This is a genomic window from Stakelama marina (genome assembly GCF_018122655.1).
GTDB classification, from domain to species: domain Bacteria; phylum Pseudomonadota; class Alphaproteobacteria; order Sphingomonadales; family Sphingomonadaceae; genus Sphingomonas; species Sphingomonas marina.
In genome coordinates this window covers 532,608-556,395 of sequence record NZ_JAGRQC010000002.1, presented here as the reverse complement: position 1 = coordinate 556,395, position 23,788 = coordinate 532,608, and the positions used below count along the sequence as shown (strand labels likewise).

General features: G+C 65.3%; 22 protein-coding genes. 13 read left to right on the top strand and 9 right to left on the bottom strand.

Features of this window, described 5'->3' with window-relative positions:
- The first annotated feature begins 4 nt into the window (after positions 1 to 4).
- Together J7S20_RS09135 and J7S20_RS09130 are read left to right on the top strand one after the other, a co-directional pair.
- Entirely contained in the window at positions 5 to 757 is a 753-nt protein-coding gene (locus tag J7S20_RS09135; RefSeq protein ID WP_284053928.1) for a hypothetical protein, read from the top strand.
- Entirely contained in the window at positions 757 to 1,734 is a 978-nt protein-coding gene (locus J7S20_RS09130; protein WP_284053927.1) for a 50S ribosomal protein L11 methyltransferase, read from the top strand. The genes J7S20_RS09135 and J7S20_RS09130 overlap by 1 nt, the downstream gene beginning before the upstream one ends.
- A gap of 3 nt (positions 1,735 to 1,737) precedes the next feature.
- On the opposite strand, the gene phhA is transcribed toward J7S20_RS09130, so the two are convergent.
- Positions 1,738 to 2,625, bottom strand: coding sequence for a phenylalanine 4-monooxygenase (phhA, locus tag J7S20_RS09125; RefSeq protein WP_284053926.1), 888 nt, complete (start codon positions 2,623 to 2,625; stop codon positions 1,738 to 1,740).
- Positions 2,626 to 2,661: 36 nt separating this feature from the next.
- Here phhA and J7S20_RS09120 point away from each other — a divergent pair, with 36 nt between their 5' ends.
- The gene (locus J7S20_RS09120; protein ID WP_284053925.1) at positions 2,662 to 3,351 is read left to right on the top strand and encodes a TIGR02117 family protein; all 690 of its coding nucleotides are present in this window, start codon (positions 2,662 to 2,664) and stop codon (positions 3,349 to 3,351) included.
- Positions 3,342 to 4,133, top strand: coding sequence for an alpha/beta fold hydrolase (locus J7S20_RS09115; protein ID WP_284053924.1), 792 nt, complete (start codon positions 3,342 to 3,344; stop codon positions 4,131 to 4,133). Before J7S20_RS09120 ends, J7S20_RS09115 begins: the two co-directional genes overlap by 10 nt.
- Here J7S20_RS09115 and J7S20_RS09110 read toward each other — a convergent pair.
- Complete coding sequence (locus J7S20_RS09110; protein ID WP_284053923.1) at positions 4,118 to 4,411, bottom strand: hypothetical protein; 294 nt, start codon at positions 4,409 to 4,411, stop codon at positions 4,118 to 4,120. The genes J7S20_RS09115 and J7S20_RS09110 overlap by 16 nt on opposite strands.
- Positions 4,412 to 5,530 (bottom strand): glycerophosphodiester phosphodiesterase, encoded by a 1,119-nt coding sequence (locus J7S20_RS09105; protein ID WP_430980924.1) that lies wholly within the window; start codon positions 5,528 to 5,530, stop codon positions 4,412 to 4,414. It abuts the gene before it with no gap.
- An 82-nt stretch (positions 5,531 to 5,612) separates the two neighbouring features.
- On the opposite strand from J7S20_RS09105, the gene J7S20_RS09100 reads away from it, so the two are divergent.
- From J7S20_RS09100 to J7S20_RS09070, 7 genes are all read left to right on the top strand, one after another.
- Positions 5,613 to 6,113, top strand: a complete 501-nt coding sequence (locus J7S20_RS09100) for a 2Fe-2S iron-sulfur cluster-binding protein (protein WP_284053922.1) — start codon at positions 5,613 to 5,615, stop codon at positions 6,111 to 6,113.
- Positions 6,110 to 7,093 carry an FAD binding domain-containing protein gene (locus tag J7S20_RS09095; protein ID WP_284053921.1) on the top strand — a complete coding sequence of 328 codons (984 nt, stop codon included), beginning with the start codon at positions 6,110 to 6,112 and terminating at the stop codon, positions 7,091 to 7,093. The genes J7S20_RS09100 and J7S20_RS09095 overlap by 4 nt, the downstream gene beginning before the upstream one ends.
- Complete coding sequence (locus tag J7S20_RS09090) at positions 7,090 to 9,312, top strand: xanthine dehydrogenase family protein molybdopterin-binding subunit (RefSeq protein ID WP_284053920.1); 2,223 nt, start codon at positions 7,090 to 7,092, stop codon at positions 9,310 to 9,312. The genes J7S20_RS09095 and J7S20_RS09090 overlap by 4 nt, the downstream gene beginning before the upstream one ends.
- 54 nt (positions 9,313 to 9,366) lie before the next feature.
- Positions 9,367 to 11,583 (top strand): xanthine dehydrogenase family protein molybdopterin-binding subunit, encoded by a 2,217-nt coding sequence (locus J7S20_RS09085; protein ID WP_284053919.1) that lies wholly within the window; start codon positions 9,367 to 9,369, stop codon positions 11,581 to 11,583.
- Positions 11,584 to 11,706: 123 nt separating this feature from the next.
- Positions 11,707 to 12,630, top strand: a complete 924-nt coding sequence (locus J7S20_RS09080) for an XdhC family protein (protein ID WP_284053918.1) — start codon at positions 11,707 to 11,709, stop codon at positions 12,628 to 12,630.
- A complete protein-coding gene (locus J7S20_RS09075) occupies positions 12,617 to 13,189 on the top strand; it encodes a nucleotidyltransferase family protein (protein WP_284053917.1) in 573 nt (190 codons plus the stop codon). Before J7S20_RS09080 ends, J7S20_RS09075 begins: the two co-directional genes overlap by 14 nt.
- Positions 13,182 to 14,042, top strand: a complete 861-nt coding sequence (locus tag J7S20_RS09070) for an EamA family transporter (protein WP_284053916.1) — start codon at positions 13,182 to 13,184, stop codon at positions 14,040 to 14,042. Before J7S20_RS09075 ends, J7S20_RS09070 begins: the two co-directional genes overlap by 8 nt.
- A 1-nt stretch (position 14,043) precedes the next feature.
- Here the strand turns inward: J7S20_RS09070 and J7S20_RS09065 are convergent, their stop codons facing one another.
- Genes J7S20_RS09065 through J7S20_RS09050 form a run of 4 tightly spaced genes read right to left on the bottom strand, consistent with a single transcriptional unit; the run spans position 14,044 to position 18,752 of the window.
- Positions 14,044 to 15,252, bottom strand: coding sequence for an ABC transporter permease (locus J7S20_RS09065; RefSeq protein WP_284053915.1), 1,209 nt, complete (start codon positions 15,250 to 15,252; stop codon positions 14,044 to 14,046).
- Positions 15,252 to 15,965, bottom strand: coding sequence for an ABC transporter ATP-binding protein (locus J7S20_RS09060; protein ID WP_284053914.1), 714 nt, complete (start codon positions 15,963 to 15,965; stop codon positions 15,252 to 15,254). The genes J7S20_RS09065 and J7S20_RS09060 overlap by 1 nt, the downstream gene beginning before the upstream one ends.
- Positions 15,958 to 17,265, bottom strand: coding sequence for an efflux RND transporter periplasmic adaptor subunit (locus J7S20_RS09055; protein ID WP_284053913.1), 1,308 nt, complete (start codon positions 17,263 to 17,265; stop codon positions 15,958 to 15,960). The genes J7S20_RS09060 and J7S20_RS09055 overlap by 8 nt, the downstream gene beginning before the upstream one ends.
- Complete coding sequence (locus J7S20_RS09050; RefSeq protein WP_284053912.1) at positions 17,265 to 18,752, bottom strand: efflux transporter outer membrane subunit; 1,488 nt, start codon at positions 18,750 to 18,752, stop codon at positions 17,265 to 17,267. Before J7S20_RS09050 ends, J7S20_RS09055 begins: the two co-directional genes overlap by 1 nt.
- 166 nt (positions 18,753 to 18,918) lie before the next feature.
- Here J7S20_RS09050 and acs point away from each other — a divergent pair, with 166 nt between their 5' ends.
- On the top strand, positions 18,919 to 20,862 hold the full coding sequence (acs, locus tag J7S20_RS09045; RefSeq protein WP_284053911.1) for an acetate--CoA ligase: 1,944 nt from the start codon (positions 18,919 to 18,921) through the stop codon (positions 20,860 to 20,862).
- Positions 20,863 to 20,877: 15 nt separating this feature from the next.
- The gene (locus J7S20_RS09040; protein ID WP_284053910.1) at positions 20,878 to 21,108 is read left to right on the top strand and encodes a hypothetical protein; all 231 of its coding nucleotides are present in this window, start codon (positions 20,878 to 20,880) and stop codon (positions 21,106 to 21,108) included.
- Positions 21,109 to 21,112: 4 nt separating this feature from the next.
- On the opposite strand, the gene J7S20_RS09035 is transcribed toward J7S20_RS09040, so the two are convergent.
- The gene (locus J7S20_RS09035) at positions 21,113 to 21,808 is read right to left on the bottom strand and encodes an NnrU family protein (RefSeq protein ID WP_284053909.1); all 696 of its coding nucleotides are present in this window, start codon (positions 21,806 to 21,808) and stop codon (positions 21,113 to 21,115) included.
- A gap of 21 nt (positions 21,809 to 21,829) precedes the next feature.
- A complete protein-coding gene (locus J7S20_RS09030) occupies positions 21,830 to 23,683 on the bottom strand; it encodes a peptide MFS transporter (RefSeq protein WP_430980923.1) in 1,854 nt (617 codons plus the stop codon).
- Between the last annotated feature and the right edge of the window lie 105 nt (positions 23,684 to 23,788).

Below are 23,788 nucleotides of genomic sequence, written 5' to 3'. Positions count from 1 at the left end.
GATCATGGCGGAGGAACAGGCGGTACGTTCGCCATCGGTGATTCGGTGGGTGCTGTGGGGCTTTGCCGGCGTCGGCGTGCTGGCGGCGATCGCGATGATCTATGTCGCGTTGCAGGTCGTCAGTTTCGAACGTTCGCAGCAGCGCAAACCCGCAAAGGTGACGACCGAGAAAACGGAAGAAACCTATGCCGTCGCCGATGTTCGCGACATTCCGGGCACCCGCTTTGCCGAAATCGCTATCGCGACCGCCGATTCGGTGTCGGATTCGGGATCTTATTCCTCGCGCAAGGGCGATATCGACCAGCGCAATGTCCTGCTGCTCGACAAGACGAGCGGCGAAAGCAGAAAGCTGCTTCCGGCCAACAGCCGGCGGATCGTGGATATCCGTTTCTTCCCCGCCGCCGCCGATGCGCAGCCGGTCGCGGATCAGGGCGATGCGCCCGCGGATAATCCGGATGCCGCGCCCTCGGTCGTCGAGGTGGTGACCGATGGCGCCGGGCAGAAGCAGCCGCCTGCGGCCTATTATGTCATCCAGGTCCGCCAGAAGGATGGCCCGGAAGAAGATGTGCTGGTCGGCAATCTCGACACCGGACGACAGAAATTCGTGCTGAAGAATGTCGATGGTATCGACAAGATGTGGATGCAGAGCCCGACCCGGCTTGCGATCCTGATGCGCCAGGGTCAGAAGCTGATCTACCGCGCGATCGAAGTCCCGGAGCTGAAGGTTGTCGCCGAACGCCCGGTGGAGATCGATTGATGGCTGAGAGCTGGAAGCTGGTGCTTCCCTGTACGCGTGACGAGGCAGAACGGATCGAGGTGGAGGGAGAGGCGCTGGCTGCGCTCGAGCCGCCGCCGGTGCTGATGACCAGCGAGCGAGTCGAGGACGACCCCGATTCGTGGCAGCTTGAGGCGTTTTTCGACGCCAAGCCCGATCGGCGCACGGTGGCCGCGATCCGCGCGCTGGTCCCCAGTGCGGCGGATACGGATGCCGATCCCGAACGGATCGAGGAGCAGGATTGGGTCACGCTCAGCCAGCAGGGGCTTGAGCCCGTTCATGCCGGGCGCTTCTACGTGCACACCAGCACCAATAGGGGCGAAGTTCCGGCCGGCGCGGTGCCGTTCCTGATCGAGGCGGGGCTCGCGTTCGGAACCGGGCAGCATGACACGACGACCGGGTGCCTGCTGACGCTCGATGCGTTGAAGCGTGGCGGCGCCAATTTCCGCAACATCATCGATGTCGGCACGGGAACGGGGTTGCTCGCCTTTGCCGCGATGCATCTGTGGGCACTGGCGCGCGCAACCGCATCCGATATCGACCCCCGCGCGATCGACGTCGTGCGCGAAAATGCTGCGGCGAACGGGGTGCCGCTAGGCAGCGGGCCGGGACGGCTGGCGCTCGCCGCGGCGGCAGGGCTGGACCACAAGCTGTTGATCGACCGCGCGCCCTATGACCTGATCGTCGCGAACATCCTTGCCGGGCCGCTGATCGAACTTGCGCCGATGCTGGCAACGGCGCTCAGCCCCGGTGGCACGCTGGTGCTTGCCGGGCTGCTCGAAAAGCAGCGCGAGCAGGTGGAGCGCGCCTATCGTCGTCATGGGCTGCGCGTCGCGTCGCGGATCGCCGGCGAATGGCCTGCGCTCCGCCTCGTCAAGCGCATTCGCTATGGCGCCGGACGCACCACCCGGCCCGGCCCGCGCGGAACCGGCGCCACCCCCGATTTCGGAAGCTGGTAGGTTTCAGGCGGTTTCCGGCATCTGCGCGGCCTTTGCCTTGGCATAGGCCTGCGTTCCGTTGGTGATGATGTCGTCGCCCGGCACCAGTTCGGCAACCGCAATGTCCGGCTGGTCGAGGATTTCGGCGTAGAGCGGTGCGAAATCGCTCTCCACCGTCACGCGCAGCAATTCGTCGAAGCTGGGGATGACGAAATAATTCTGCTGGAAATCGTCGATCCGGTAATCGGTCCGCATCACGCGCTTCAGGTCGAAGCGGATGCGGTTGGGGCTCGGGTCCTCCAGCGCGAACTGGCTTTCCGAATAGCTCGACACGATGCCCGAGCCATAGATGCGCAAGCCCTCTTCTTCCTCGATCAGGCCGAATTCGACGGTGTACCAGTATAGCCGGGCAAGCTGTTTCAGCGCGCCGAGTTCAAGCGCGCGCAGGCCGCCACGGCCATAGGCTTCCAGATAATCGGCAAAGCGCGGATCGGCGAGCATCGGAACATGGCCGAACACGTCATGGAAGACGTCGGGTTCCTGCAGATAATCGAGCTGGTCGGCGCGGCGGATGAAATTGCCGGCAACGAAGCGGCGGTTCGCCATATGGTCGAAGAACACGTCGTCGGGGACGAGGCCGGGAACGGCGACGACTTGCCAGCCGGTCAGCTTCATCAGCCGTTCGGACAATTCCTCGAAATCGGGGATGCCGGGCTTCGACAGCTTCAGGACGTCGAGACCGCGAAGATACGCCTCCGACGCGCGGCCGGGCAGCAATTTCGCCTGGCGTTCGAACAGCGTGTCCCAGACGCGGTGTTCTTCATCGCTATAGGCGTCCCAGTTCTGCGGAATCGTCCAGTCGGACGAAGCACCTTCGGGCGGATGTTCATGCACATGCGTTTCTTCATTCATGCAAATGTCTTAGCATAACGAACGATGGCGAGGAATATGGCCGCCCCTGTGCGCACTGCCCGGCGAATCGGCAGGATGTTGATCCGCATCGCCGCAGCTATCGCCTTGCTTTGTGTCGTCTATCTGGCCGCCGGACTTGTCGGCGGCGCGATTCCCGCCAATTCCGGCCGCGCGCCGCCCAAATACGGCATTCCCATCTATGTCGCGGATAACGGTATTCATACCGATATCGTGATGCCGGTGTCGGCGGCGGGCGTCGACTGGCGCGGGCTCGTGCGCCCCGGCGATATCGCCGATCCGCGTTATGCCGCGCACACGCATCTCGCCTTTGGCTGGGGCGACCGGACCTTCTATGTCGATACGCCGACCTGGGCCGATGTCGATCCGCGCACCGTTGTCAGCGCCGCGATCGGCAGCAGCGACACCGTGTTGCATGTCGAGCATGTGCCCGAGCCGCCCGTCGGGCCCGATATCCGCAGGGTTCTGCTCACCCGCGCCGAATATCTGCGCCTCGCCGCCTATATCCGGGCGAGCTTCGCGACCGGGGCCGACGGGCGCGCGCCGAGCATCCACGGCTATGGTCCTGCCGATGCCTTCTATGCCGCGCGAGGACATTATGATGCGCTGCATACCTGCAACGACTGGACCGGGGCGGCGCTCCGCCATGCCGGAATTCGCATGGGACAATGGACGCCTTTTCCGGTTAGCGTGATGGCATGGCTGTAAAGTCGCCTGTGCCCGATTCGGCCCCGCAAGCGCCGCCTGCTCTGGCGCTGCTGTCCGAATGGCCGCGCGCCGCATGGACGGTCGGTTCGCTCGCCTTTTCGGGGTCCTTGCTCAACGCGGCACCCGTCGGCGACGGCAGACCGGTCGTGGTGCTGCCCGGACTGTTCAATTCCGACCGGTCGAACTTCGTGCTGCTTCGCTATCTGCGCCGGCTCGGCTACCGCGCGGAAGGGTGGGGGCTGGGCCGTAACCTGGGGCGCCGCGTCGTCGGCGACGACTGCGCGGTGCTGTTCGACCGGATGGAGGAAACGGCGGGGCGGCAAAAGGACCGGCTGACGCTGATCGGCGTCAGCCTGGGCGGCATCATGGCCCGGCTGGTCGCGCAGCGCAGACCCGATCTGGTTCGCGAGGTCATCACCGTCAGCTCGCCCTTCGCCGGATCTCCCAGCGCGACCAATGTCTGGCGCGCGTTCGAATGGATCACCGGAGACAAGATCAGCGACCCGGCGGTGCTTGCGATGCAGGAAGAGGTGGCGGCGCCGCTGCCGGTTCCGGCCACCGCGATCTGGAGCGCGAGCGACGGACTGGTCAACGGGATGATCTGTCGCGCCGACGATCCCGGCTGCCGCAACGTCGAAGTGCGTTCAAGCCATCTGGGCGTGCAGTTGAAGCCGGAGGTGCTGCGCGCCATCGCCGATGTGCTGGGCGGTGTGGAGCCGCAGGTGGATGCCGCACCGACGGCGATGCCCGATCAGCCGGGTCCCGATCAGCCCGGGTCGTAGGCCGCGCGGTATCCGTCATATTGCCGGCAATCCGTATCGTCGGGATGTTTCCGGCAGTGTTTTTCCCACTTCTTGCGCTTGCGGCCTTCCTCGGCCTCTTTCTTGCGCATCTTGCGGCCGTAATTGCGATCGGCCTCGTCCTGGCTCGTGGTCGTCCAGTCGACGACCTGCCCGGCGGCCTTCACCGGCGCGGTGGCGACATCCCATGCGGTCTTGGCGACGCACCCGCCGCTGGCCAGGGGGACAAGCGCAAGGGCCGCGATCAGGCGAATACGCATTCAGATACTTCCTTTCGGCCTCGAGCCTTTGCCGGTTGCGGCGTTGCGCATCTCGACCCCGATTAGCGGAAAGTCGGTGAAGAAACCATCTATGCCCAGCGCAAGCTGGCGTCGGATCGCCGCTTCGACATCGCCGTGGCCGCGCGGATTGAGCCCCTTCCACTGCGAGCGCGGCAGGAAGTAATTCTCCGCGCGGAACGTCCAGGGATGGACGCGCAGTCCCGCCGCATGTGCATCGCGCACCAGCGTGGTGGCGGGCTTGCTGCCGACGGCGATCATGTCCTTGTTGGGCCCGATTCCCCAGGCATAGCCGGCGACCTGTTTCAGCCCGGCCGGCGAAATCATGTCGGCATAGCTGGGCGCCGCGCCATCGGCGGGTCCGCCGGTATCGTCGAGAAGCTGGATCAGTCGCACCTTCGTCAGCGCATGGAGGCGCCTCAGATTGTCGACCTCGAACGACTGGATGAAGACCGGCGCATCGGCGCCGTTCCACCCGGCCGCATCGAGTGCTGCGACGAGCCGCCGCTCCATCGGCTGGCCGATCGATGCGAAATAGCTGGGGTGCTTGGTTTCGGGATAGATGCCGATGGTGCGGCCGGTTTCGGCGGAGGCGCGCTTGGCGAGCGCGATGATCTCTTCGAGCGTTGGGATCTGGAAACGGCCGTCATAGTCGGTATTGGCCGGGCGCAGCATCGGCAGCCGTTCCTTCGCGCGGAGCGTTTTCAGCTCGGCGAGCGTGAAGTCCTCGGTGAACCAGCCGGTCACCTGTTCCCCGTCGATGGTCTTGGTCGTCCTGCGATCGGCGAATTCGGGATGGTCGGCGACATCGCTCGTGTCGGCGATATTGTTTTCGTGCCGCGCGACGAAGACATCGTCCTTCGTCAGCACCAGATCGGGTTCGATGAAGTCGGCGCCCTGTGCGATCGCCAGTTCGTAAGAGGCCAGCGTGTGTTCGGGGCGCAGCCCGCTCGCACCGCGATGGGCGATGACGATCGGCGGCGACAGCGAGGGCGCGGCGAGCGGTTCCGCGCGTGGTGCGCGCTCGCGCGATGTCGCCATTGCCGCAGCCAGCGCGGCGACGGCCACAGCCGGAACCGCCCAGCGAAGTCCTGAACGCATCCATCGATTCATTTTAGTTGCCTCCGGAAACCCATTGCACCCTGCGCGTTAGCCATAACGACGAACAGAGGGCGATCCATCCATGCATTTCACGATCAATGGTCAGAAATATGAAGCCGATGTCGATGTTCGCACATCGCTGCTCGACCTGCTGCGCGAACATCTCGGGCTGACCGGCTCCAAGAAGGGTTGCGACCACGGCCAGTGCGGCGCCTGCACGGTGCTGGTCAACGGTCGGCGCATCAATAGCTGCCTGACGCTGGCGGTGATGCACGAAGACGACGAGGTCACGACGATCGAAGGTCTGGGTACGCCGGACAAGCTCCATCCGCTGCAGGCGGCGTTCGTCAAGCATGACGGGTTTCAGTGCGGATATTGCACGCCGGGTCAGATCTGCTCGGCTGCGGGCATGCTCGACGAGGCGAAGAAGGGCTGGCCCAGCCATGTCAGCGAACGGCTGGAAGGCGAGGTCGAACTGACCGATGCCGAGATTTCGGAACGGATGAGCGGCAATCTGTGTCGGTGCTCTGCCTATCCCAATATCGTCGATGCCATCCGCGAAGTTGCGGGAGAGGACGCATGAAGACATTCGATTATGCGCGCGCCGACAGCCCCGAAGCCGCGACCCGCGAGGGCGGGGAAAAGGTCCGTTTCATCGCCGGCGGCACCAATCTGCTCGACCTGATGAAGCTGCAGGTGGAAACGCCCGAAAAGCTGATCGACATCACCCGGCTCGATCTGAATGAGGTCGAGGACACCGATGAGGGCGGATTGCGCATCGGCGCGCTGGTGCCCAATGCCGATCTTGCCGCGCATCCGCGCGTTGTGAAGGATTATGAAGTGCTGTCGCGCGCGCTGCTTGCCGGTGCGTCGGGCCAGCTCCGCAACAAGGCATCGACCGGCGGCAACCTGCTCCAGCGGACGCGGTGTTATTATTTCTACGACACCGCCGTTGCGTGCAACAAGCGCGAGCCCGGCAGCGGCTGCCCGGCCAGGGACGGCTTCAACCGCATTCACGCGGTCCTCGGCACGTCCGACAAGTGCATCGCGACGCATCCCGGCGACATGCCGGTGGCGATGCGCGCGCTGGACGCGGTGATCGTCACGCTGAAGCCCGATGGCGACAAGCGGCGCATCTCGATCCACGATTTCTACCGTCTGCCCGGCGACACGCCGGAGATCGAGACGGTGCTCGAGTCCGGCGAACTCATCACGCATGTCGAACTGCCGGCACCGCCCAAGGGCAAGCAGACCTATCGCAAGGTGCGCGACCGCGCTTCTTATGCTTTTGCGCTGGTGTCGGTCGCGGCGATCGTCGCGGTCGAGGATGGCAAGATCACCAACGCGCAGCTTGGCTTTGGCGGGCTCGGCCCGATGCCGTGGCGCGATGCGACGGCCGAGGAAATGCTCGTCGGCAAGGCGCCGGGCAAGGCGGCGTTCGAGGCTGCCGCCGATGCGCTGCTCGCCGATGCGCAGGGCTTCGGCTCGAATGATTTCAAGATTCCGCTCGCGCGGCGAACGCTGATCGCGGTCCTTCGCGAACTGACGGGAGTGACGGCATGACCGACACCAACAGCCTGACCATGGACAAGCCGGTCGAGCACAGCCTGCTCGACAACGGCGCGCAGCACGTCATCGGCAAGGGGCTGGACCGGATCGACGGCCCTAAAAAGGTGACCGGCACGGCAACCTATGGCGCCGAATTTCACCCCGATAATTGCGCACAGGGCTTCCTGGTCCGCGCGCCCTTCGCTTGCGGCAAACTGACCGGTATCCACAGCGATGCGGCCAAGGCGATGCCCGGCGTCATCGATGTGATCGTCGATACCGACCGATTCGCGCGCAACCCCGCGCAGGGCGGCGAGACCGAAGCGCCCAAGCAGGGGGTGAGCAAGGTCGCCTATTTCGGCGAGCCGCTCGCCCTGGTCGTTGCCGAGACCTTCGAGCAGGCGCGCGACGCCGCGCAGGCCGTGACGTTCGATTTCGTGCCCGAACCCGGGCGCTATGATTTCGACAAATATCGCGATCAGACCGATATTCCGGCGGATGGCGCCGCACCCGCGCAGCATTCGCAGGGCGATCTCGAACAGGCGATGCGCGACGCAGAGGTCGTCATCGACGAGGTCTGGACGACCCCCAGCCAGAACAGCGCGGCGATGGAGCCGCACGTCACCGTCGCCCATTGGGACGGCGACACGCTGACCGTGCACGGATCGTATCAGATGGTCGCCTATCAGCAGCAGTCGCTCGCCGACGCGCTGGGTCTGAAGCGCGAGCAGGTTCACATGATCTCGCCTTATGTCGGCGGCGGTTTCGGGTCGAAGCTCGGCATCTCATCGGAGTGCATCGCGGCGGCGATCGCGGCGAAGCAGACGGGGCGTCCGGTCAAGGTGGTGATGACGCGGCAGAACGTGTTCGACGCCACGGTGCGCCGGTCGAACACGCATCAGCGCATCCGCCTTGCCGCCGACCGCGAGGGCCGGTTGTCGGGGATCGGCCATGACACGATCACCAGCAATCTCGACGGAGAGGATTTTTTCGAGCCGGCGGGACTGGCGACGCATTTCCTCTATGGCGGCGAAAACCGCGAGGTGAATCACGCCATCGTTCGTCTCAACCGCGTGCTGTCGGGTTCGATGCGCGCGCCGGGTGAAGCGGCGGGCATGTTGGCGCTCGAATGCGCGATGGACGAGCTGGCCGAAAAGCTGGGGATCGACCCCATCGAGCTGCGCAAGCGCAACGATCCCGACAAGGACCCCGAAAAGGGCGTTCCCTATTCGAGCCGCAAGCTGACCCAGTGCCTCGACGAAGGTGCTACGAAATTCGGCTGGGACAAGCGTAATCCGAAACCCGCTGCGGTGCGCGAGGGCGAATGGTTGATCGGCATCGGCATGGCAGCGGCCGCCCGGCCCAACATGGTGATGCCGGGTCAGGCGCGCGTGTCGCTGACGCCCGAAGGCCGCGCCGTGGTGCAGACCGACATGACCGACATCGGCACCGGCACCTATACTATCCTCGCCCAGATTGCGGGCGAGCTTCTGGGCCTGCCGATCGACCGGGTCGATGTCGAGCTGGGCGACAGCGACAATCCCCCCGGGCCGGGTTCGGGCGGGTCCTGGGGCGCGGGAAGCTCGGGTTCGACCGTCTATCTCGCCTGCGAGACTCTGCGCGAGAAGATCGCCAAGGCGATGGGCTGCGACGTCGGCGACCTGACCTTGAAGGACGGGCAGGCGATCGCCGCCAATCGCAGCGTGGAATTGGGTTCGCTGGTCGGTGATGGCCTGTCGGCGATCGGCAAGATCGAACCGGGCGAAACCGGCGAGAATACCAACCAGGCGGGCTATGGTGCGCATTTTGCGGAGGTCGCAGTCAACGTGACCACGGGCGAAGTCCGGCTGCGGCGGATGCTCGGCGTGTTCGCCGCCGGGCGCATCCTCAATGAAAAGACCGCGCGGTCGCAGTGCCTGGGCGGCATGACCTTCGGCATCGGCGCGGCGCTGACTGAGGAGCTTGTTCACGACGGAAACAACGGCAAGCTCGTCAATCGCGACCTCGCCGAATATCACCTTCCGGTGAACGCTGATGTTCCGCAGCTGGAGGTGATGTTCCTCGAAGAGCGCGATCCCTATGCCAATCCGCTTCAGGCCAAGGGGATCGGTGAGCTGGGGATTTCCGGCGCGGGTGCCGCGGTCGCGAACGCGATCTACAATGCCACCGGCAAGCGCGTGCGCGATTATCCGCTCACGCTCGACAAGCTGCTCGATGCGCTGCCCGCCCTTTGAACGGGCGGTACGGCGACCTAGATAGGCGTCGGTACGAGCGGCGGGAGCGAGCATATGGCGGATCAGGAACAACGGCCGACGCGTGACCGGCTTACGGTGCTCGACCGCGCCGTGCAGCATGTGCTCGGCAAGGGCGTCGATCGCACCGACGGCCCGGCCAAGGTGACGGGCGAAGCGCGCTACGCGTTCGAGGTGCCGGCCGATGATGCGCTGTACGGGTGTCTCGTCACCGCGACGATCGGCGCGGGTAGGGTAGAGGCAATGGATTGCAAGGCGGCCGAGGCTGTTCCCGGCGTGGTCGCGGTCATCACCGACGATCCGCGCCTGCCCGCCGATATGGTCACGTCCATGCAGGCGCCCGATGCGTGGCGGCTGGGCCATGACATCCACTTCTTCGGCCAGGCGCTGGGCGTAGTGGTCGCTGAAAGCTGGGAGGCGGCGCGCGAGGGCGCTGCTCGTGTTGCGGTACGCTATGCGGTCGGCGAGGGGCGCTTCGATCCCGATCTTGCCGCTCCGGATGAGGAGGTGCCTGCGACCGCTTTCGTGCCGCCTATCCACAAGGACGATTTCGACGATGCCTGGCTGAACGCCGAATTCCAGTATGATGAGACATTCAGCACGCCGATCCACTTCCCCGCCGCGATGGAGCCGCACGCAACGCTGGCGGTGTGGGACGGTGACGCGCTGACCGTCCATTCCAGCCTTCAGTCGATGGCGGGTTCGGCCAAGGCGATCGCGTCGGCGCTCGATATCGATGTCGAACGCGTCCGAACGCTCTCTCCCTTTGTCGGTGGCGGGTTCGGCGGCAAGACATCGGTCGGCAGCGAGGCAATCTATGCGGCGATCGCGGCGCGCGAAACCGGTCGTCCGGTAAAGGTCATCCAATCGCGTCGCCAGATCGCCTATGGTGTCCATCACCGCCCCGCCACGCGCCAGCGCGTACGGATCGCAACCGACCGCAACGGCCGTATCGTTGCGCTGGGGCACAATAATGCGACGGTTCAGCGGGACGGGCGCAATTTCGTCGAACCGGTGCATTTCGGCACGATCCATCTGTACGGCGGCGCGGCGCGGTCGCTGACGACCAGCCTGTCGCGCGCCAACCATCCGACATCGGGCGCGGTGCGGTCGCCGGGTGAAGCCTCGGGGACGATGGCGCTGGAGGTCGCGATGGACGAGGCAGCCGAGCGGCTGGGGCTCGACCCCATCGAGTTCCGCCGTCGCAACGAGCCGCAGGTCAGCCCGACCAACGGCAAGCCCTTCGGCACGCGCAAGCTCCTCCAATGCTATGACGAGGGCGCGTCTGCGTTCGGGTGGAACCGGCGCAATCCCAATCCCGGCCAGCAGCGTGAGGGCGACTGGCTGATCGGCATGGGCATGGCGGCGGCGGTGCGCGGCAATTTCACGGTGGAGGCGCGCGCGACGGTGCGGCTCGAAACCGATGGCAGCGCCACGGTTGAAACCGACATGACCGATATCGGTACCGGCACCTATACGATCCTGATGCAGATCGTTGCCGAAGCGCTCGGCCTGCCAGCCGAACAGGTGAAGGTGGTGATCGGCGACAGCGACCTGCCGGCCAGCGCGGGTTCGGGCGGTTCGTTCGGAGCGGGAAGCTCGACATCGGCAGCGGCACTTGCGTGCGAACAGATCGCACAGACGATTGCTGCGAAAATGGGCGCCGCGCGCGAGAATCTGACCTTGCAGGATGGCCATGCGATTGCCGAGAACCGCCGCGTGCCGCTCACCGAAATTCTCGGCGGCGAAGCGGTGGAGGCCGAAGGGCATGCCAAGGCGGGCGATCATACGTCCGCCCATGTCTCATCCTCATATGGTGCGCATTTCGCCGAGGTCGCGGTCAACGCGGTTACCGGCGAAGTCCGTGTGCGGCGGATGCTCGGCGTGTTCGATGTCGGGCGCGTGCTCAACCGCAAGACCGCGCGCAGCCAGCTTCTCGGCGGCATGGTCTGGGGCATCGGCTCGATGCTTCACGAAGACGCGATCATCGACAAGCGCACCGGCCAGTTCGTCAATCCCGATTTCGGCGAATATCACGTCGCCGCGCATGCCGACGCGCCGCCGATCGAGGTGCGCTTCATCGAGGAAATCGACGACCTTGCCAACGAAGCGGGCGCCAAGGGTGTTGGCGAGCTCGGCAATTCGGGCGCGGGTGCCGCGGTCGCCAACGCAATCTACAATGCGACCGGTGTGCGGGTGCGCGATTTTCCGGTGACGCTCGACAAGCTGCTGGCAGGGTTGCCGCCGGTATGAGCACCCATCGTCATGCCGCGCTCGATCGGGCATCCATGAAGCGACACTGGGGTCGCGCGTTGAAGCCAGCGTCGGCCTCTGGACGCCGGATAAAGTCGGGGGCGACGAGGAAAGGGCAGGCTGATGGCCGATAACGACTCCGTCCTCGCCGCCGCAAAGGCGTGGCAGGGCGCGCCCATGGCGCTCGCCACTGTCGTCAAGACATGGGGGTCCGCGCCGCGTCCGAAGGGCAGTCACATGCTCGTTCATCAGGACGGGCGGTTCGAAGGCTCGGTGTCGGGCGGCTGCGTCGAGACCGACATTCTCGCGACCGCTGCCGAGGTGATCGGCGGCGCGCCGTTTCAGGTGAAGGATTACGGCGTTGCCGATGCCGCCGCCTGGGAAGTAGGGCTGCCGTGCGGCGGCGAAATCTCGGTGATGATGCAGCCGGTTTCGGCAGAAGGGTTCGACCCCGAACTGTTCGACCGCATCCGCGAGGCGCGCGATGCCGGTCGGTCGCTGACCATCAGCACCGATCTCGATACCGGGCACAGCGACGCGCGGCCGATGGAAACCGGGCGCGCGTTCGTCAATCGCTATGATCCGCCGCGCCGGCTGCTCATCATCGGCGCGGTGCAGATCGCGCAGGCGCTTGCCGGGCTGGCGCGCGAACTGGGCATCGCGACGACCGTGATCGACCCGCGCGGGCGGTTCCTGACCGAGGAACGCTTTCCCGGCGTCACGCTCGACGATCGCTGGCCGGACGAGGCGGTGGAGGCCTATGCGCCCGGTCCGGCGACTGCGGTGGTGACGCTCAGCCACGATATCAAGATCGACGATCCCGCGCTGATCGCGGCGCTCGGCGCACCGACCGGCTATGTCGCCGCGCTCGGTTCGCGCAAGAGCCATGCCGCGCGCCGCGAACGATTGGCCGAAGCGGGCATTGCCGAGGGCGACCTGGACCGGATCGACGGCCCGGCGGGGATTTCGATCGGCGCGATCGGCCCGGCGGAGATCGCGCTGTCGATCGCCGCGGGCATGGTCAAGGCCTTCCATGATCGCGGCTGAGGCGACCGCGCTCGTCCTTCTCGCGGCAGGGCGCTCGCGGCGCTTCGGCGATCAGGACAAGCTGAGCATCGACTATCTCGGCCGCCCGCTCGGGCTGCATGTTGTCGTGGCGCTGGAGGCGGTGCGCTTTGCAACGCGGATCGCGGTCGTCTCGGGAACTGCGCTCGATCTGGGCGCTCACGGGTTCGACGTCGTCGCCAATGACGATCCCGCGGCGGGCCTGTCGCGCTCGCTGCGGCTTGGTGTCGAGCAGGCGATGCAAAGGGATATCGAGGCGGTGCTGGTCGCGCTCGCCGATATGCCGCGCGTTACCGCGATGCATGTCTGGCATATGCTCGATTATGCGGAAGGGCCCGATACGGTGATCGCGTCGAGCGACGGCCGGGCGCCGTGCCCGCCCGCGCTGTTCGGCCGCACGCATTTCGACGCGCTGCTGTCGCAGACGGGCGATACCGGCGCGCGCGATCTTATCCGCGCGGGGCACCATATGGTCGCCAGCCCGGACGAGCTCATCGACATCGATACGCCAGAGGATTTCGCACGGCTGACGGATGCATAGCGCGCTCGCCGGCGTCGCTCTCGGCCTGTTTTCCGCGCTGACTCTCGCCTTCGCCAATCTGGCGGTGAAGATGGGCAGCGACATCCTCGTCAGCCGTTCGATCCTGTCGATGAGCGCGGCGGCGCTGCTGCTGCCTTTCGCGTTCATCGTGCCTGTGCCCGATGCCGCCACCTTCCACGTTCTCGCCTTCGCCATCCCGGCACATTTCCTCTATCAATCGTTCCTGATTCAGGCGCTGGGTCGCGGCGACCTGTCGCTCGTATTTCCCGTCATGCGCGGCGGTTCTCCGCTGATTACTGCGATCGTTGCGGGGCTTGCGCTCGGCGAGGCGCTGACCGCGACCGAATGGGCGGGGCTGGGCATCGCGACGATCGCCGTCGTCGTCTTCGCGCTCCCGCCGCGCGGGAGGGGACTGCGCACGCACCCCGACAAGGCGGCGCTCGGCTGGGCGTTGGCGACGGCCGGCGGCATCGCGCTTTACAACACGACCGATGCATGGGGCGTGCGCACCGCACCGACGCCGGTAACTTACATCGTGTGGCTGTTCCTGTTCGACTGGATTTGCGTCACGGCGACGGCGATCATTCTCAGGCGTCGCGCGCTGGTCGCGACGATCCGCGAGAAATGGCGCTACGGTGCGGCGGCGGGCGCGCTGTCGATCCTGTCGTTCGGCGCTGCGCTCTATGCCTTTTCGTTCGTCGAGACGGCGAAGGTATCGGCGCTGCGCGAAACCTCGGTCGTCTGGGCGGCGATCATGGGCGCGCTATGGCTGCGCGAGGGATTTGGCTGGCGACGCATCCTTGCCGCGCTCGCGCTCGCCGCCGGGCTGATGCTGCTCCAGTTCGGCGGCTGACCTATTCGTGGCGCAGCGCGTCGATGGGGTTGAGCCGGGCCGCGCGCCGAGCGGGGAAATAGCCGAAGATCACGCCGATCATCGCAGAGATGATGAAGCTCAGCACGTTGATGAACGGGTCGAACACGAACGGCAATTTCAGCGCCGACGATGCGCCCCATGATCCGAAGAATGCGAGAATGATGCCGATCAGCCCACCGAGGCACGACAGCGCAACGGCTTCGACCAGGAATTGCATCAGCACCTCCTTGCCCAGCGCGCCGATGGCGAGGCGGATGCCGATTTCGCGGGTCCGCTCGGTCACCGACACCAGCATGATGTTCATGATGCCGATCCCGCCGACGAGCAGGCTGACCGCGGCGATGGCGGCGACGAACATCGTCATCTGCTGCGTCTGCTGGGTCAGCGTCGCGGCGAATTGCGCGCTGTCGAAGATGCGGAAATTGTCGGGCTCGCCGGGCGCGAGATGGCGCCGCTCGCGCAGCAGGTCGGTGACCGACTTCTGCACCGACGATGTGTCGAACCCGCTTGCGACCGACACGATGATCGCACGGACATTCTGGTTGCCCGCAAAGCGGCGCTGCACGGCCTTTAGCGGCATGATGACATTGTCGTTGGCGTCGCCGCCAAAGCCCTGACTGTCCTGTTTTTCGAGGACGCCGATGACCTGGCAACTGACGCTGCCGAGGCGGAATCGTTCGCCGACCGGTGAGGTGTCCTGGAACAGGTTGGCGCGGATCGTATCGCCGATCACGCAGACCGCCTTGCCCGCAGTTTCCTCAGCCGGGGTGAACATCCGCCCGCTGGCGAGCTTCAGATTCTGCGCGGCGAAATAGTCGTTGCTCGTGCCGGTGATCGATGTCTGCCAGTTCTGCGCGTTGCGCACCGCCAGCGCCGATGCCGAAGCCTGTCCCGCCACCGACGACACGCCGCTGATCTGTTCGCGGATCGCCTCGATATCCGATTGTTCGAACTGCGGCGGGGGCGGGCCGCCGCCGCCGCGGCCCAGCCCCGAGCTGGGAAAGATGGTCAGCGTATTGGTGCCGAGCGAGCTGATCGATTCCTGCACCGAAGCAGAGATGCCGTTGCCCAGCGTCACCATCGTCACGACCGCGAACACGCCGATGATGATCCCCAGCGTCGTCAGGAACGATCGCAACAGATGACGCCGGATCTCTCGCAGAGACAGAAGGAGCGTGGTGTAGAGCATCAGTCGACACCCTCCAGCGGGACGTGCTGGCGGTCGATGCGTTCGACCAGCCCGTCCTTGAAGTGGACGATGGTCCGCGCGAAATCGGCCATGTCGGCCTCGTGCGTGACCATCAGCACGGTGATGCCGCTATCGGTGTTGAGCGAACGGAGCAGCTCCATGATCTCGATCGAGCGTTCCGAATCGAGATTGCCGGTGGGCTCGTCGGCGAGCAGCACATCGGGTTCGGTCACGATAGCGCGCGCGATCGCGACGCGCTGCTGCTGGCCGCCCGATAGTTCGGCGGGCGTATGGTCGGCCCATGGCCCGAGGCCGACCTTGTCGAGCGCGGCCATCGCCATGTCCTGCCGCTGCTTGCGGTTCTCGCCGCGATAGAGAAGCGGAAGCTCGACATTTTCGAGTGCGGTCGTCCGCGCGAGCAGGTTGAATCCCTGAAACACGAAGCCGAGATAGCGGCGCCGGAGCATCGCGCGCTGATCGCGGTCGAGCTGTTCGACATGGACGCCGCGAAAGACATAGGCGCCGCCGGTCGGCACGTCGAGGCAGCCGAGAATGTTCATCGTCGTCGATTTACCCGAACCCGACGCGCCCATCACCGCGATGAAATCGCCGCGCTCTATCGCCAGGTCCACGCCTTTCAGGGCCTGAAAGGCGGTGGCCCCGGTCCCGAACGTCTTGGTGACGCCTTCGAGCCGGATCAGCGGCTCAGCCATTGCCGGCCTTGGCCTTCTGCCCGACGATGACCTTCATCCCCGCCTTCAGCTTGTCGCCGCTGACCTGTGTACGCGAACCGTCGGTCGCGCCGGTGACGACCTGGATCGGCTGCGGCTTGCCGTCGCTGCCGAGGACGTAAATCGTCTGATGGCTGCCCGCGCCGATATTCTTCTGCTGTTCCTGCCGCTGGCCGAAGCGCATGCCGATCTGGACGCCGCCCTTCGACTGGTCCTGCTGCGGCGGGGTGAAGCGCAATGCGCCGTTGGGGATCAACAGGACATTGTTGCGCTCATCGACCTGGATCGTCGCGGTCGCGGTCATGCCCGGTCGCAGGATCAGGTCGGGATTGGCGACGCTCAGCACCGCGCCATAGGAAACCACCTGCGAGTTGGCGGTGCTGCTCGACGTCGTGCTCGATGAAGACTGCGCCGACAGGTTCGATCCGACATCGACCCGCGTGATCGTGGCGGGGAAGGTCTTGCCGGGAAAGGCGTCGACGGTGAAGCTTGCCTTCTGGCCCTTTTCGACCTGGCCGACATCGGCCTCGTCCACCGCGACCTCCAGCTTCATCTCGCTCAGATCTTCGGCAATGACGAACAGTGTCGGCGTGTTGAACGACGCGGCGACCGTCTGCCCCGCGTCGATCTGCCGCGCGAGCACGACGCCGTTGACCGGCGACCGGATCACCGTCTTGGTCAGTTGCGTGCGGTTCGACGAAAGCTGCGCCTGCGCCGACACGACATTGGCCTGCGCCGCCTTCAGGCTGGCGACCGCGCGATTATAGTCGGCGCGCGCCTGTTCCATCTCGGTCTTGGCGGGCACGCGTCCGCCCGACAACCGGCTGACCTGTTCGAGCCGGTTCAGATTGGCGCGCGATTGCTCGACCGTCGCCTTGGCCTGCGCAACCTGCGCTTCGTTCGCGTTGAGCGCGGCGCGCGACTGGTTCACGCTGTCCTGAAAGCGTGACGGATCGACGAGCGCGAGCGGTTGCCCCTTGGTCACGCGGTCGTTCACATCGACCAGCACCTTGGTGACGAGGCCCGACAGTTCGGACCCGACATCGACCTGATTGGTCGGCGCCAGCTTGCCGGTCGCCGACACCGTGACGTCCAGCGTACCGCGCTTGACCGGGACGGTCTGATATTCGGTCGGCGGCGCGGGCGCGAAACAGCGGGACACCAGAAGGCCGAGCAGGATGACGCCGATGACGATTGCGATCCATTTCAGGTTGCGCCGCCACCACGGTTTCGGCTTGGTGCCGAGAAATTCGTCGAGTTCCTGCGTTTCCTGATCTGCCATCAGTTGTCCTGACCGGTGGAGAAATTGATTGGTTTGGCGCGTGCGGCGGCGATGTCGCCCACGTCCCAGCCGCCGCCCAGCGCCCCATAAAGCTGGATGATCGCATTGGCCGCGTCGGCACGCGCCTGTGCAAGGCTGTTGGCCGAGGAGAGCAGCGCGCTCTCGGCCTGGTTGAGCGTGGTGAAATCGGTCAGCCCGGCGCGATACTGGCTGCGCGAAAGGATCGCGGAGTTGTTCGCCGCCTCGAACGCGGTTCGATATTGCGTCTCGCGTTCGCGCGCGCTCCGCAGCGCCTGGATCGCGTTCTCGACATCCTCGAGCCCGGTCAGCACCGTCTGTTTATAGTTGAAGAACGCACCCTGCGCCGCGGCTTCGTTCGAGCGGACCTGCGCGCGCAGGCGTCCGCCGTCGAATATCGTCTGCGCGATGCGCGCAAATACGTTGCCGGTGATGATGTCGGTCAGCGAGGTGAACGAGGTCGCGTTGGTGTCGATGCTGCCGCCCAGGTTGAGCGCGGGATAGAGCTGCGCCTCGGCAACGCCGATCCGTGCCGTCGCGGCGGCAAGGCTGCGCTCGGCGGAACGGATGTCGGGGCGCTGGCGCAGCAGATCGGCGGGAATGCCGACCGCAACCGTGTCCGGGCCGGTCGGGATCGGCTTCTTCGCCGACATTTCCTGCTTCAGTGCGCCGGGCGCCTGGCCGGTGAGCACGCCCAGCCGCGAGACCGCCTGGTTATAGCTCGACTGGAGCGAGGGGATCGTCGCCGCGGTCTGCGCACGCTGCTGGCGCGCCTGTTCCTGATCGACCGAGGAAACGAGACCCGCCTGCACGCGCCAGCCGGCGATCTGCAGATTGTCGTCCTGAATGGCGAGTGCCTGCCGCGCATTCTCAAGCTGCGCCTGATACAGCCGTGCGAGCACATAGTTGCGCGCGATCTCGACCTGCACCGACAGCAGCACGCCGGCATAGTCGAAGCCGCTTGCCTCCAGATTGGCGCGACTTGCTTCGACCGAGCGACGGTTGCCGCCGAAAATATCGGCCTGATAGCTCGCGTCGGCACCGATCGAGAAGCTGTCGCCACTGCCGCGCGAAATCGTCGTCACCGTACCGTCGGGCAGCGTATAGGTGCTGGTGCCGCCGACCAGATTTTCGTTGCGCGAATAGCTTCCGCTCGCGCTGATGCTGGGGAGCAGGGCAGCGCGCGACGACACCAGCGCCTCACGCGCCTGGCGCAGCCGGGTCACCGCTTGCGCCACGTCGAGGTTGCTCGACCGCGCCGAACCAACGAGTTTGGCCATCAACGGATCGTCGAAGCTGTCCCACCACTGCGTCAGGTCGGGTCGGTGCGCTTCGTCGGCGGCGACCGAATAGCTGTCGGGCACGCCCAGCGTCGATGGCGGCGCGGCATGATAGTCCGGGCCGACGGCGCATCCCGCCAGCGGCACGGAGACAAAAAGCGGCAGCATCAGGCGTTTGGATGCTTTCATGCCCGCGAGCATGGAAAACATGATCGCGCCCGTCCACTAATTTATTGTCGCAATTTGTAACCATGATGCGTCCCATGCATTGGGAGCACGCACCAATTTGAGCGCCGGGGTTGCAAAAGCCCGTGGTCGCCCGCCACATGGACGATAAGCAAAGGAGAGCAAGCGTATGGCCGACCAGCAGCAAGTCTATCCCGTTCCCGATGAATGGAAGCGGCGAGCGAAGGTAGACGCCGAAGGCTATGAGACGCTCTATGGTCGCTCGATCGCCGATCCGGGCAGCTTCTGGCTCGAACAGGCGCGTCGGCTCGACTGGATCAAGCGGCCGGAAATCGCCGGCGACTGGTCGTTCGACGAGAGCGATTTTCACATCAACTGGTTCACCGATGGCAAGCTGAACGTCGCGGCGAACTGTATCGACCGCCATCTCGCCAGCCGCGGCGCGGCGCCCGCGATCATCTGGGAACCCGACGACCCGAACGAACCGGCCAGGCGGTACGCCTATCTCGAACTCCATCAGGAAGTCTGCCGCTTCGCCAATGTGCTGAAGGCCGAAGGCGTGGAGAAGGGCGACCGCGTCACCATCTACATGCCGATGATTCCCGAAGCCGCGTTTGCGGTCCTCGCCTGCGCGCGGATCGGTGCGATCCATTCGGTCGTCTTTGCCGGTTTCTCTCCCGAGGCGCTCGCCGGGCGCATCACCGATTGCGACAGCGAATTCTGCATCACCGCCGACGAGGGGCGGCGCGGCGGCAAGCGTATCCCGCTAAAGGCCAATGTCGATGCCGCCGCCGACCGTGCGCCCGCGCTGAAAAAGGTCATCGTGGTTCAGGCGACGGGCGGCGATGTTGCGATGAAGGAAGGCCGCGACGTCTGGTATCACCATGTCGCCGAAAGCGTGTCCGACGACTGCCCCGCCGAAGTGATGGGGGCGGAGGACCCGCTGTTCATCCTCTACACCTCGGGCTCGACCGGAAAGCCGAAGGGCGTGCTGCACACCTCGGGCGGCTATCTGTTATGGGCCAGCCTGACGCACGAACTCGCCTTCGACTACAAGGAGGGCGAGATTTTCTGGTGCGCGGCCGATATCGGCTGGATCACCGGGCACAGCTACATTCTCTACGGTCCGCTCGCCAATGGTGCGACGACGGTGATGTACGAAGGCGTGCCCAACTGGCCCGACGCCAGCCGCATCTGGCAGATCGTCGACAAACATCAGGTCAACACGCTCTATACCGCGCCGACCGCGTTGCGCGCGCTGATGGCGGAGGGCGACCAGCCGGTAAAGGCGACGAGCCGCGCCTCGCTGCGGCTGCTCGGCACCGTGGGCGAACCGATCAACCCGCAGGCCTGGCGCTGGTATTACGATGTTGTGGGCGATGGCCGCTGCCCGGTCATCGATACCTGGTGGCAGACCGAAACCGGCGGCCACATGATCGCCCCGCTGCCCGGTGCGCACGACCTGAAGCCCGGATCGGCGGTCAAGCCGATGCCCGGCGTCGATCCGCAGATCGTCGATGCCGATGGCAATGTCCTGCCCGGCGCGACCGAGGGCAATCTGGTTATCGCGAAAAGCTGGCCGGGGCAGATGCGCACCGTCTGGAACGATCACGACCGCTTCTTCCAGACCTATTTCTCCACCTATCCGGGCAAATATTTCACCAGCGACGGCTGTCGCCGCGACGAGGATGGCTATTACTGGATCACCGGGCGCGTCGATGATGTCATCAACGTCTCCGGGCACCGCATGGGTACGGCCGAGATCGAAAGCGCGCTCGTGCTCCACGAAAAGGTCGCCGAGGCAGCAGTCGTGGGGCGTCCGCACGATGTGAAGGGGCAGGGCATCTATGCCTATGTCACGCTCAATTCGGGCGTTCATCCGTCGGACGAATTGCGCGATACGCTGAAACAGTGGGTGCGCAAGGAAATCGGGCCGATCGCGACCCCCGACGCTCTGCAATTCGCGCCCTCGCTTCCCAAGACCCGATCGGGCAAGATCATGCGCCGGATTCTGCGCAAGATCGCAGAGGGCGATACCTCAAGCCTGGGCGACACCTCGACGCTCGCCGATCCGTCGGTGGTCGATCATCTGGTGGCGAACCGCGTTGCCTGAGCGTGTCGTGCCATCATGACGGTTGGCGATCTGGAAGACCTGCTGCTCGCCGCGCTGGTAAAGCGCGCGGGCGGGACAAAGCGGCGCTGGCGGATCGTGCTGGGACCGGTGAAGGTCTATGATCCCGCGACGCACCCGCATTGCAACTGGCAGGCGAGCCCGTCCGGCACCTCACGCGAGAATGATGTCGTCGAGCGGCTGATGGACGAGGTGCGGACCCGCTATCCGCGGGTGCGAGGCGCCTGAGCGCCTAGCCGATCCAGCGCCAGATACCGGCCGGCCAGCCGGCAAGCGGCATGTGTGCCCAGCTTGCGGCGAGCCAAAGCGCGATCCCGCCCAGAAAGGCGGTGGTGCTCGGCCAGGCGGCGGCCCATTGCGCCCGGCCTTCGTTCAGCGCGACGAACGGCCAGTACGAGGTCACGCCCTCCCACCGGCTCCACAGCTTGGGCTGTAGCTGTTCCTTCTTGCGGTCCTGAAGCGCGGCGCCGCCCAGCGCCAGCACGGCAATCGCGATCGCCAGCACGATGTTCGATGCCATCGGCAGCACGAGGATATGCGCGAGCGACCATAGCGCGAACGACCACATCATCGGATGGCGGGTGATCGCGAACACGCCGCGCGGTGCGGGCGGCCGCGGACTGTCCGGTCCGTCGGGATTGGGCAGCGCCGGATTGCCGTGTAGCGATCCGACCATCAACACGCTCGCGACGAGCATGACAAGCGTCGCCAACGCCCATAATCCGTCGCCGACATGCCACCAGAACAGCTGCATCGGGATCGCGCGATAGGCGAGGACAACCCAGCCCAGCGTCGCGAAGGCGACCAGCGAATATATGCCCAGAAAGCCACGCTCCCCGACACGCGCGACGAGTGGCGCGCGCAAGGGATGCGACAGGAGGAAATGGCTGCCGACGAATGCGATGCACGCAACGATCAGATTGGCCATTTCCCCCTCCCGTGCCGCGGATCAGGCGTTGCCGAGCGGCTTGGTCTCGCTTTGCGTCTGGACGGCGCCCGCGGCTTGCGGCTCGCCGATCTCGCGCTCGCCTTCCATGGCGGTGTCGGGATCGTCCTTCAGCGTGTCGAGGTGCAGCAGCTTCTTGACCAGCGGTGCGACGACCATCACGCCGACGCCGATGGCGACGGTGACCCAGCCGATCGTCGAATAGATCGCCAGGATCGACTGTTTGGTCGCGTCGCCGCTTTCGCCGCCCGTCGCTTCGCCGATCAGGCCGGCGACGAAATTGCCGCCCGCGGTGCCGAAGAACCACGCCGCCATGATGAGGCTCGCCATGTGCTTGGGCGACAGGCGGTTCATCGCCGACAGCCCGACCGGCGACAGGCAGAGCTCGCCGGCGGTGTGCAGGAAGTAGATCAGGAAGATGAAGATGACCGGCGTGGCCACCGCCATGCCGGCTGCATGCGCACCCCAGTTGAGCGCGAGGAAGCCCGATCCCAGCAGTACCAGGCCGATGCCGAACTTGGCGGGCGTCGACGGTTCCATGTTGCGCCTGGCGAGGAACGGCCAGAGCGCCGCCAGTACCGGCCCGAGCAGGATGATGTAGATCGGGTTGACCGACTGGAACAGCGACGCGTCGATGCCGGCGCGGTTCACGAAACGGTCGGTGAACAGGCTGAGACTTCCGCCCGCCTGTTCGAACAGGCCCCAGAAGACCGGCTGCAAGGCGATCAGGAAGATGATCGCGAAGATCCGGTCGCGGGCGTGGTCAGTCTTGGACATAGATTGTTGGAGTATGACGGCAACGAGTAGCGCGCCGCCTGCCAATGCGATGATACCCGGAATCCAGTCGGACATTGCCCAGAAGCCGAGCATCGTTCCGGAATATAGCAGCGCACCAATCAGGATGAGCGCGGATGCTCCGTTGAACAGATTGCGCGATCCGGAAGGGGCTTTGGCAATCGAGCCATAGGGCAGTTCGAACATGCCGACTGCGAGGATGTAGAGCAGCAGTATCGCACCGCAGATCAGCATCAGGGTGCCGATGACGTCCTGATACTGAATCAGCGCCCAGATGATCGCGATCGACACGAGTCCGGCGCCGTAGATCAGCCATTCGAGTTTAATGCCCGCAACCGGCCGCTTGAGCGCCTGCGGATCGGTCGGTTCGCCTTGTCCGAGCAGCAATGGGCGGAACACGACGAAGACGACGAGGCCAAGGAGCATGCCGACGCCGGCGGCGCCGAAGCCCCAGCTCCAGCCCCAGTTTTCGCCGAGCCAGCCGGCGATGATCGTGCCGACCGCGGCGCCGACGTTAATGCCCATGTAGAAGATGGTGTAGGCGCCGTCGCGGCGGATATCGGTGCGCGGATAAAGCTGTCCGACGATCACCGAGATATTGGCCTTCAGAAAGCCCGAGCCGACGATGATGAAGCTTAGCGCGAGCCAGAAGATGTTGATCGTCGCGTCGTTCTGGCCGCCATTGCCTTCGAACGCCATCAGGAAATGGCCGCCGGTCAGGATGATGGCGCCGAACAGCACCGCCTTGCGCTGGCCCAGCCATTTGTCGGCGAGATAGCCGCCAAGGACGGGGGTGATGTACACGAGCGACGTGTAGGCGCCGTAGATCAGGTTTGCCTTCGAATCGTCGAACAGCCAGTGCTTGGTGAGGTAGAAGATCAGCAGCGCGCGCATCCCGTAATAGGAAAAGCGCTCCCACATTTCGGCGAAGAACAGGACGTACAGCCCCTTGGGGTGTCCGCCGACTTCCGGCTGCGGCCGGGTCACGGCATAGGCGCCAGCCAGCAGGAAGCCTACCAGCACGACGATCCCGCCGATCAGAATGATGGTGTTGAAACTCACAAGCGATCCTTCTCGAATTCCCGTCGCCGCTGGCGTGCGCGGCGTTTTTCAATGCGGGCGAACCTAACGGCACAAATGACAATGCCAAGCGCATTGTCGCGGGGC

Coding starts and splice junctions, on each gene's coding strand:
- J7S20_RS09135 (WP_284053928.1), top strand. CDS start 5: ATGGCGGAGGAACAGGCGGTACGTTCGCCATCGGTGATTCGGTGGGTG.
- J7S20_RS09130 (WP_284053927.1), top strand. CDS start 757: ATGGCTGAGAGCTGGAAGCTGGTGCTTCCCTGTACGCGTGACGAGGCA.
- phhA (WP_284053926.1), bottom strand. CDS start 2,625: ATGAATGAAGAAACGCATGTGCATGAACATCCGCCCGAAGGTGCTTCG.
- J7S20_RS09120 (WP_284053925.1), top strand. CDS start 2,662: ATGGCCGCCCCTGTGCGCACTGCCCGGCGAATCGGCAGGATGTTGATC.
- J7S20_RS09115 (WP_284053924.1), top strand. CDS start 3,342: ATGGCTGTAAAGTCGCCTGTGCCCGATTCGGCCCCGCAAGCGCCGCCT.
- J7S20_RS09110 (WP_284053923.1), bottom strand. CDS start 4,411: ATGCGTATTCGCCTGATCGCGGCCCTTGCGCTTGTCCCCCTGGCCAGC.
- J7S20_RS09105 (WP_430980924.1), bottom strand. CDS start 5,530: ATGCGTTCAGGACTTCGCTGGGCGGTTCCGGCTGTGGCCGTCGCCGCG.
- J7S20_RS09100 (WP_284053922.1), top strand. CDS start 5,613: ATGCATTTCACGATCAATGGTCAGAAATATGAAGCCGATGTCGATGTT.
- J7S20_RS09095 (WP_284053921.1), top strand. CDS start 6,110: ATGAAGACATTCGATTATGCGCGCGCCGACAGCCCCGAAGCCGCGACC.
- J7S20_RS09090 (WP_284053920.1), top strand. CDS start 7,090: ATGACCGACACCAACAGCCTGACCATGGACAAGCCGGTCGAGCACAGC.
- J7S20_RS09085 (WP_284053919.1), top strand. CDS start 9,367: ATGGCGGATCAGGAACAACGGCCGACGCGTGACCGGCTTACGGTGCTC.
- J7S20_RS09080 (WP_284053918.1), top strand. CDS start 11,707: ATGGCCGATAACGACTCCGTCCTCGCCGCCGCAAAGGCGTGGCAGGGC.
- J7S20_RS09075 (WP_284053917.1), top strand. CDS start 12,617: ATGATCGCGGCTGAGGCGACCGCGCTCGTCCTTCTCGCGGCAGGGCGC.
- J7S20_RS09070 (WP_284053916.1), top strand. CDS start 13,182: ATGCATAGCGCGCTCGCCGGCGTCGCTCTCGGCCTGTTTTCCGCGCTG.
- J7S20_RS09065 (WP_284053915.1), bottom strand. CDS start 15,252: ATGCTCTACACCACGCTCCTTCTGTCTCTGCGAGAGATCCGGCGTCAT.
- J7S20_RS09060 (WP_284053914.1), bottom strand. CDS start 15,965: ATGGCTGAGCCGCTGATCCGGCTCGAAGGCGTCACCAAGACGTTCGGG.
- J7S20_RS09055 (WP_284053913.1), bottom strand. CDS start 17,265: ATGGCAGATCAGGAAACGCAGGAACTCGACGAATTTCTCGGCACCAAG.
- J7S20_RS09050 (WP_284053912.1), bottom strand. CDS start 18,752: ATGAAAGCATCCAAACGCCTGATGCTGCCGCTTTTTGTCTCCGTGCCG.
- acs (WP_284053911.1), top strand. CDS start 18,919: ATGGCCGACCAGCAGCAAGTCTATCCCGTTCCCGATGAATGGAAGCGG.
- J7S20_RS09040 (WP_284053910.1), top strand. CDS start 20,878: ATGACGGTTGGCGATCTGGAAGACCTGCTGCTCGCCGCGCTGGTAAAG.
- J7S20_RS09035 (WP_284053909.1), bottom strand. CDS start 21,808: ATGGCCAATCTGATCGTTGCGTGCATCGCATTCGTCGGCAGCCATTTC.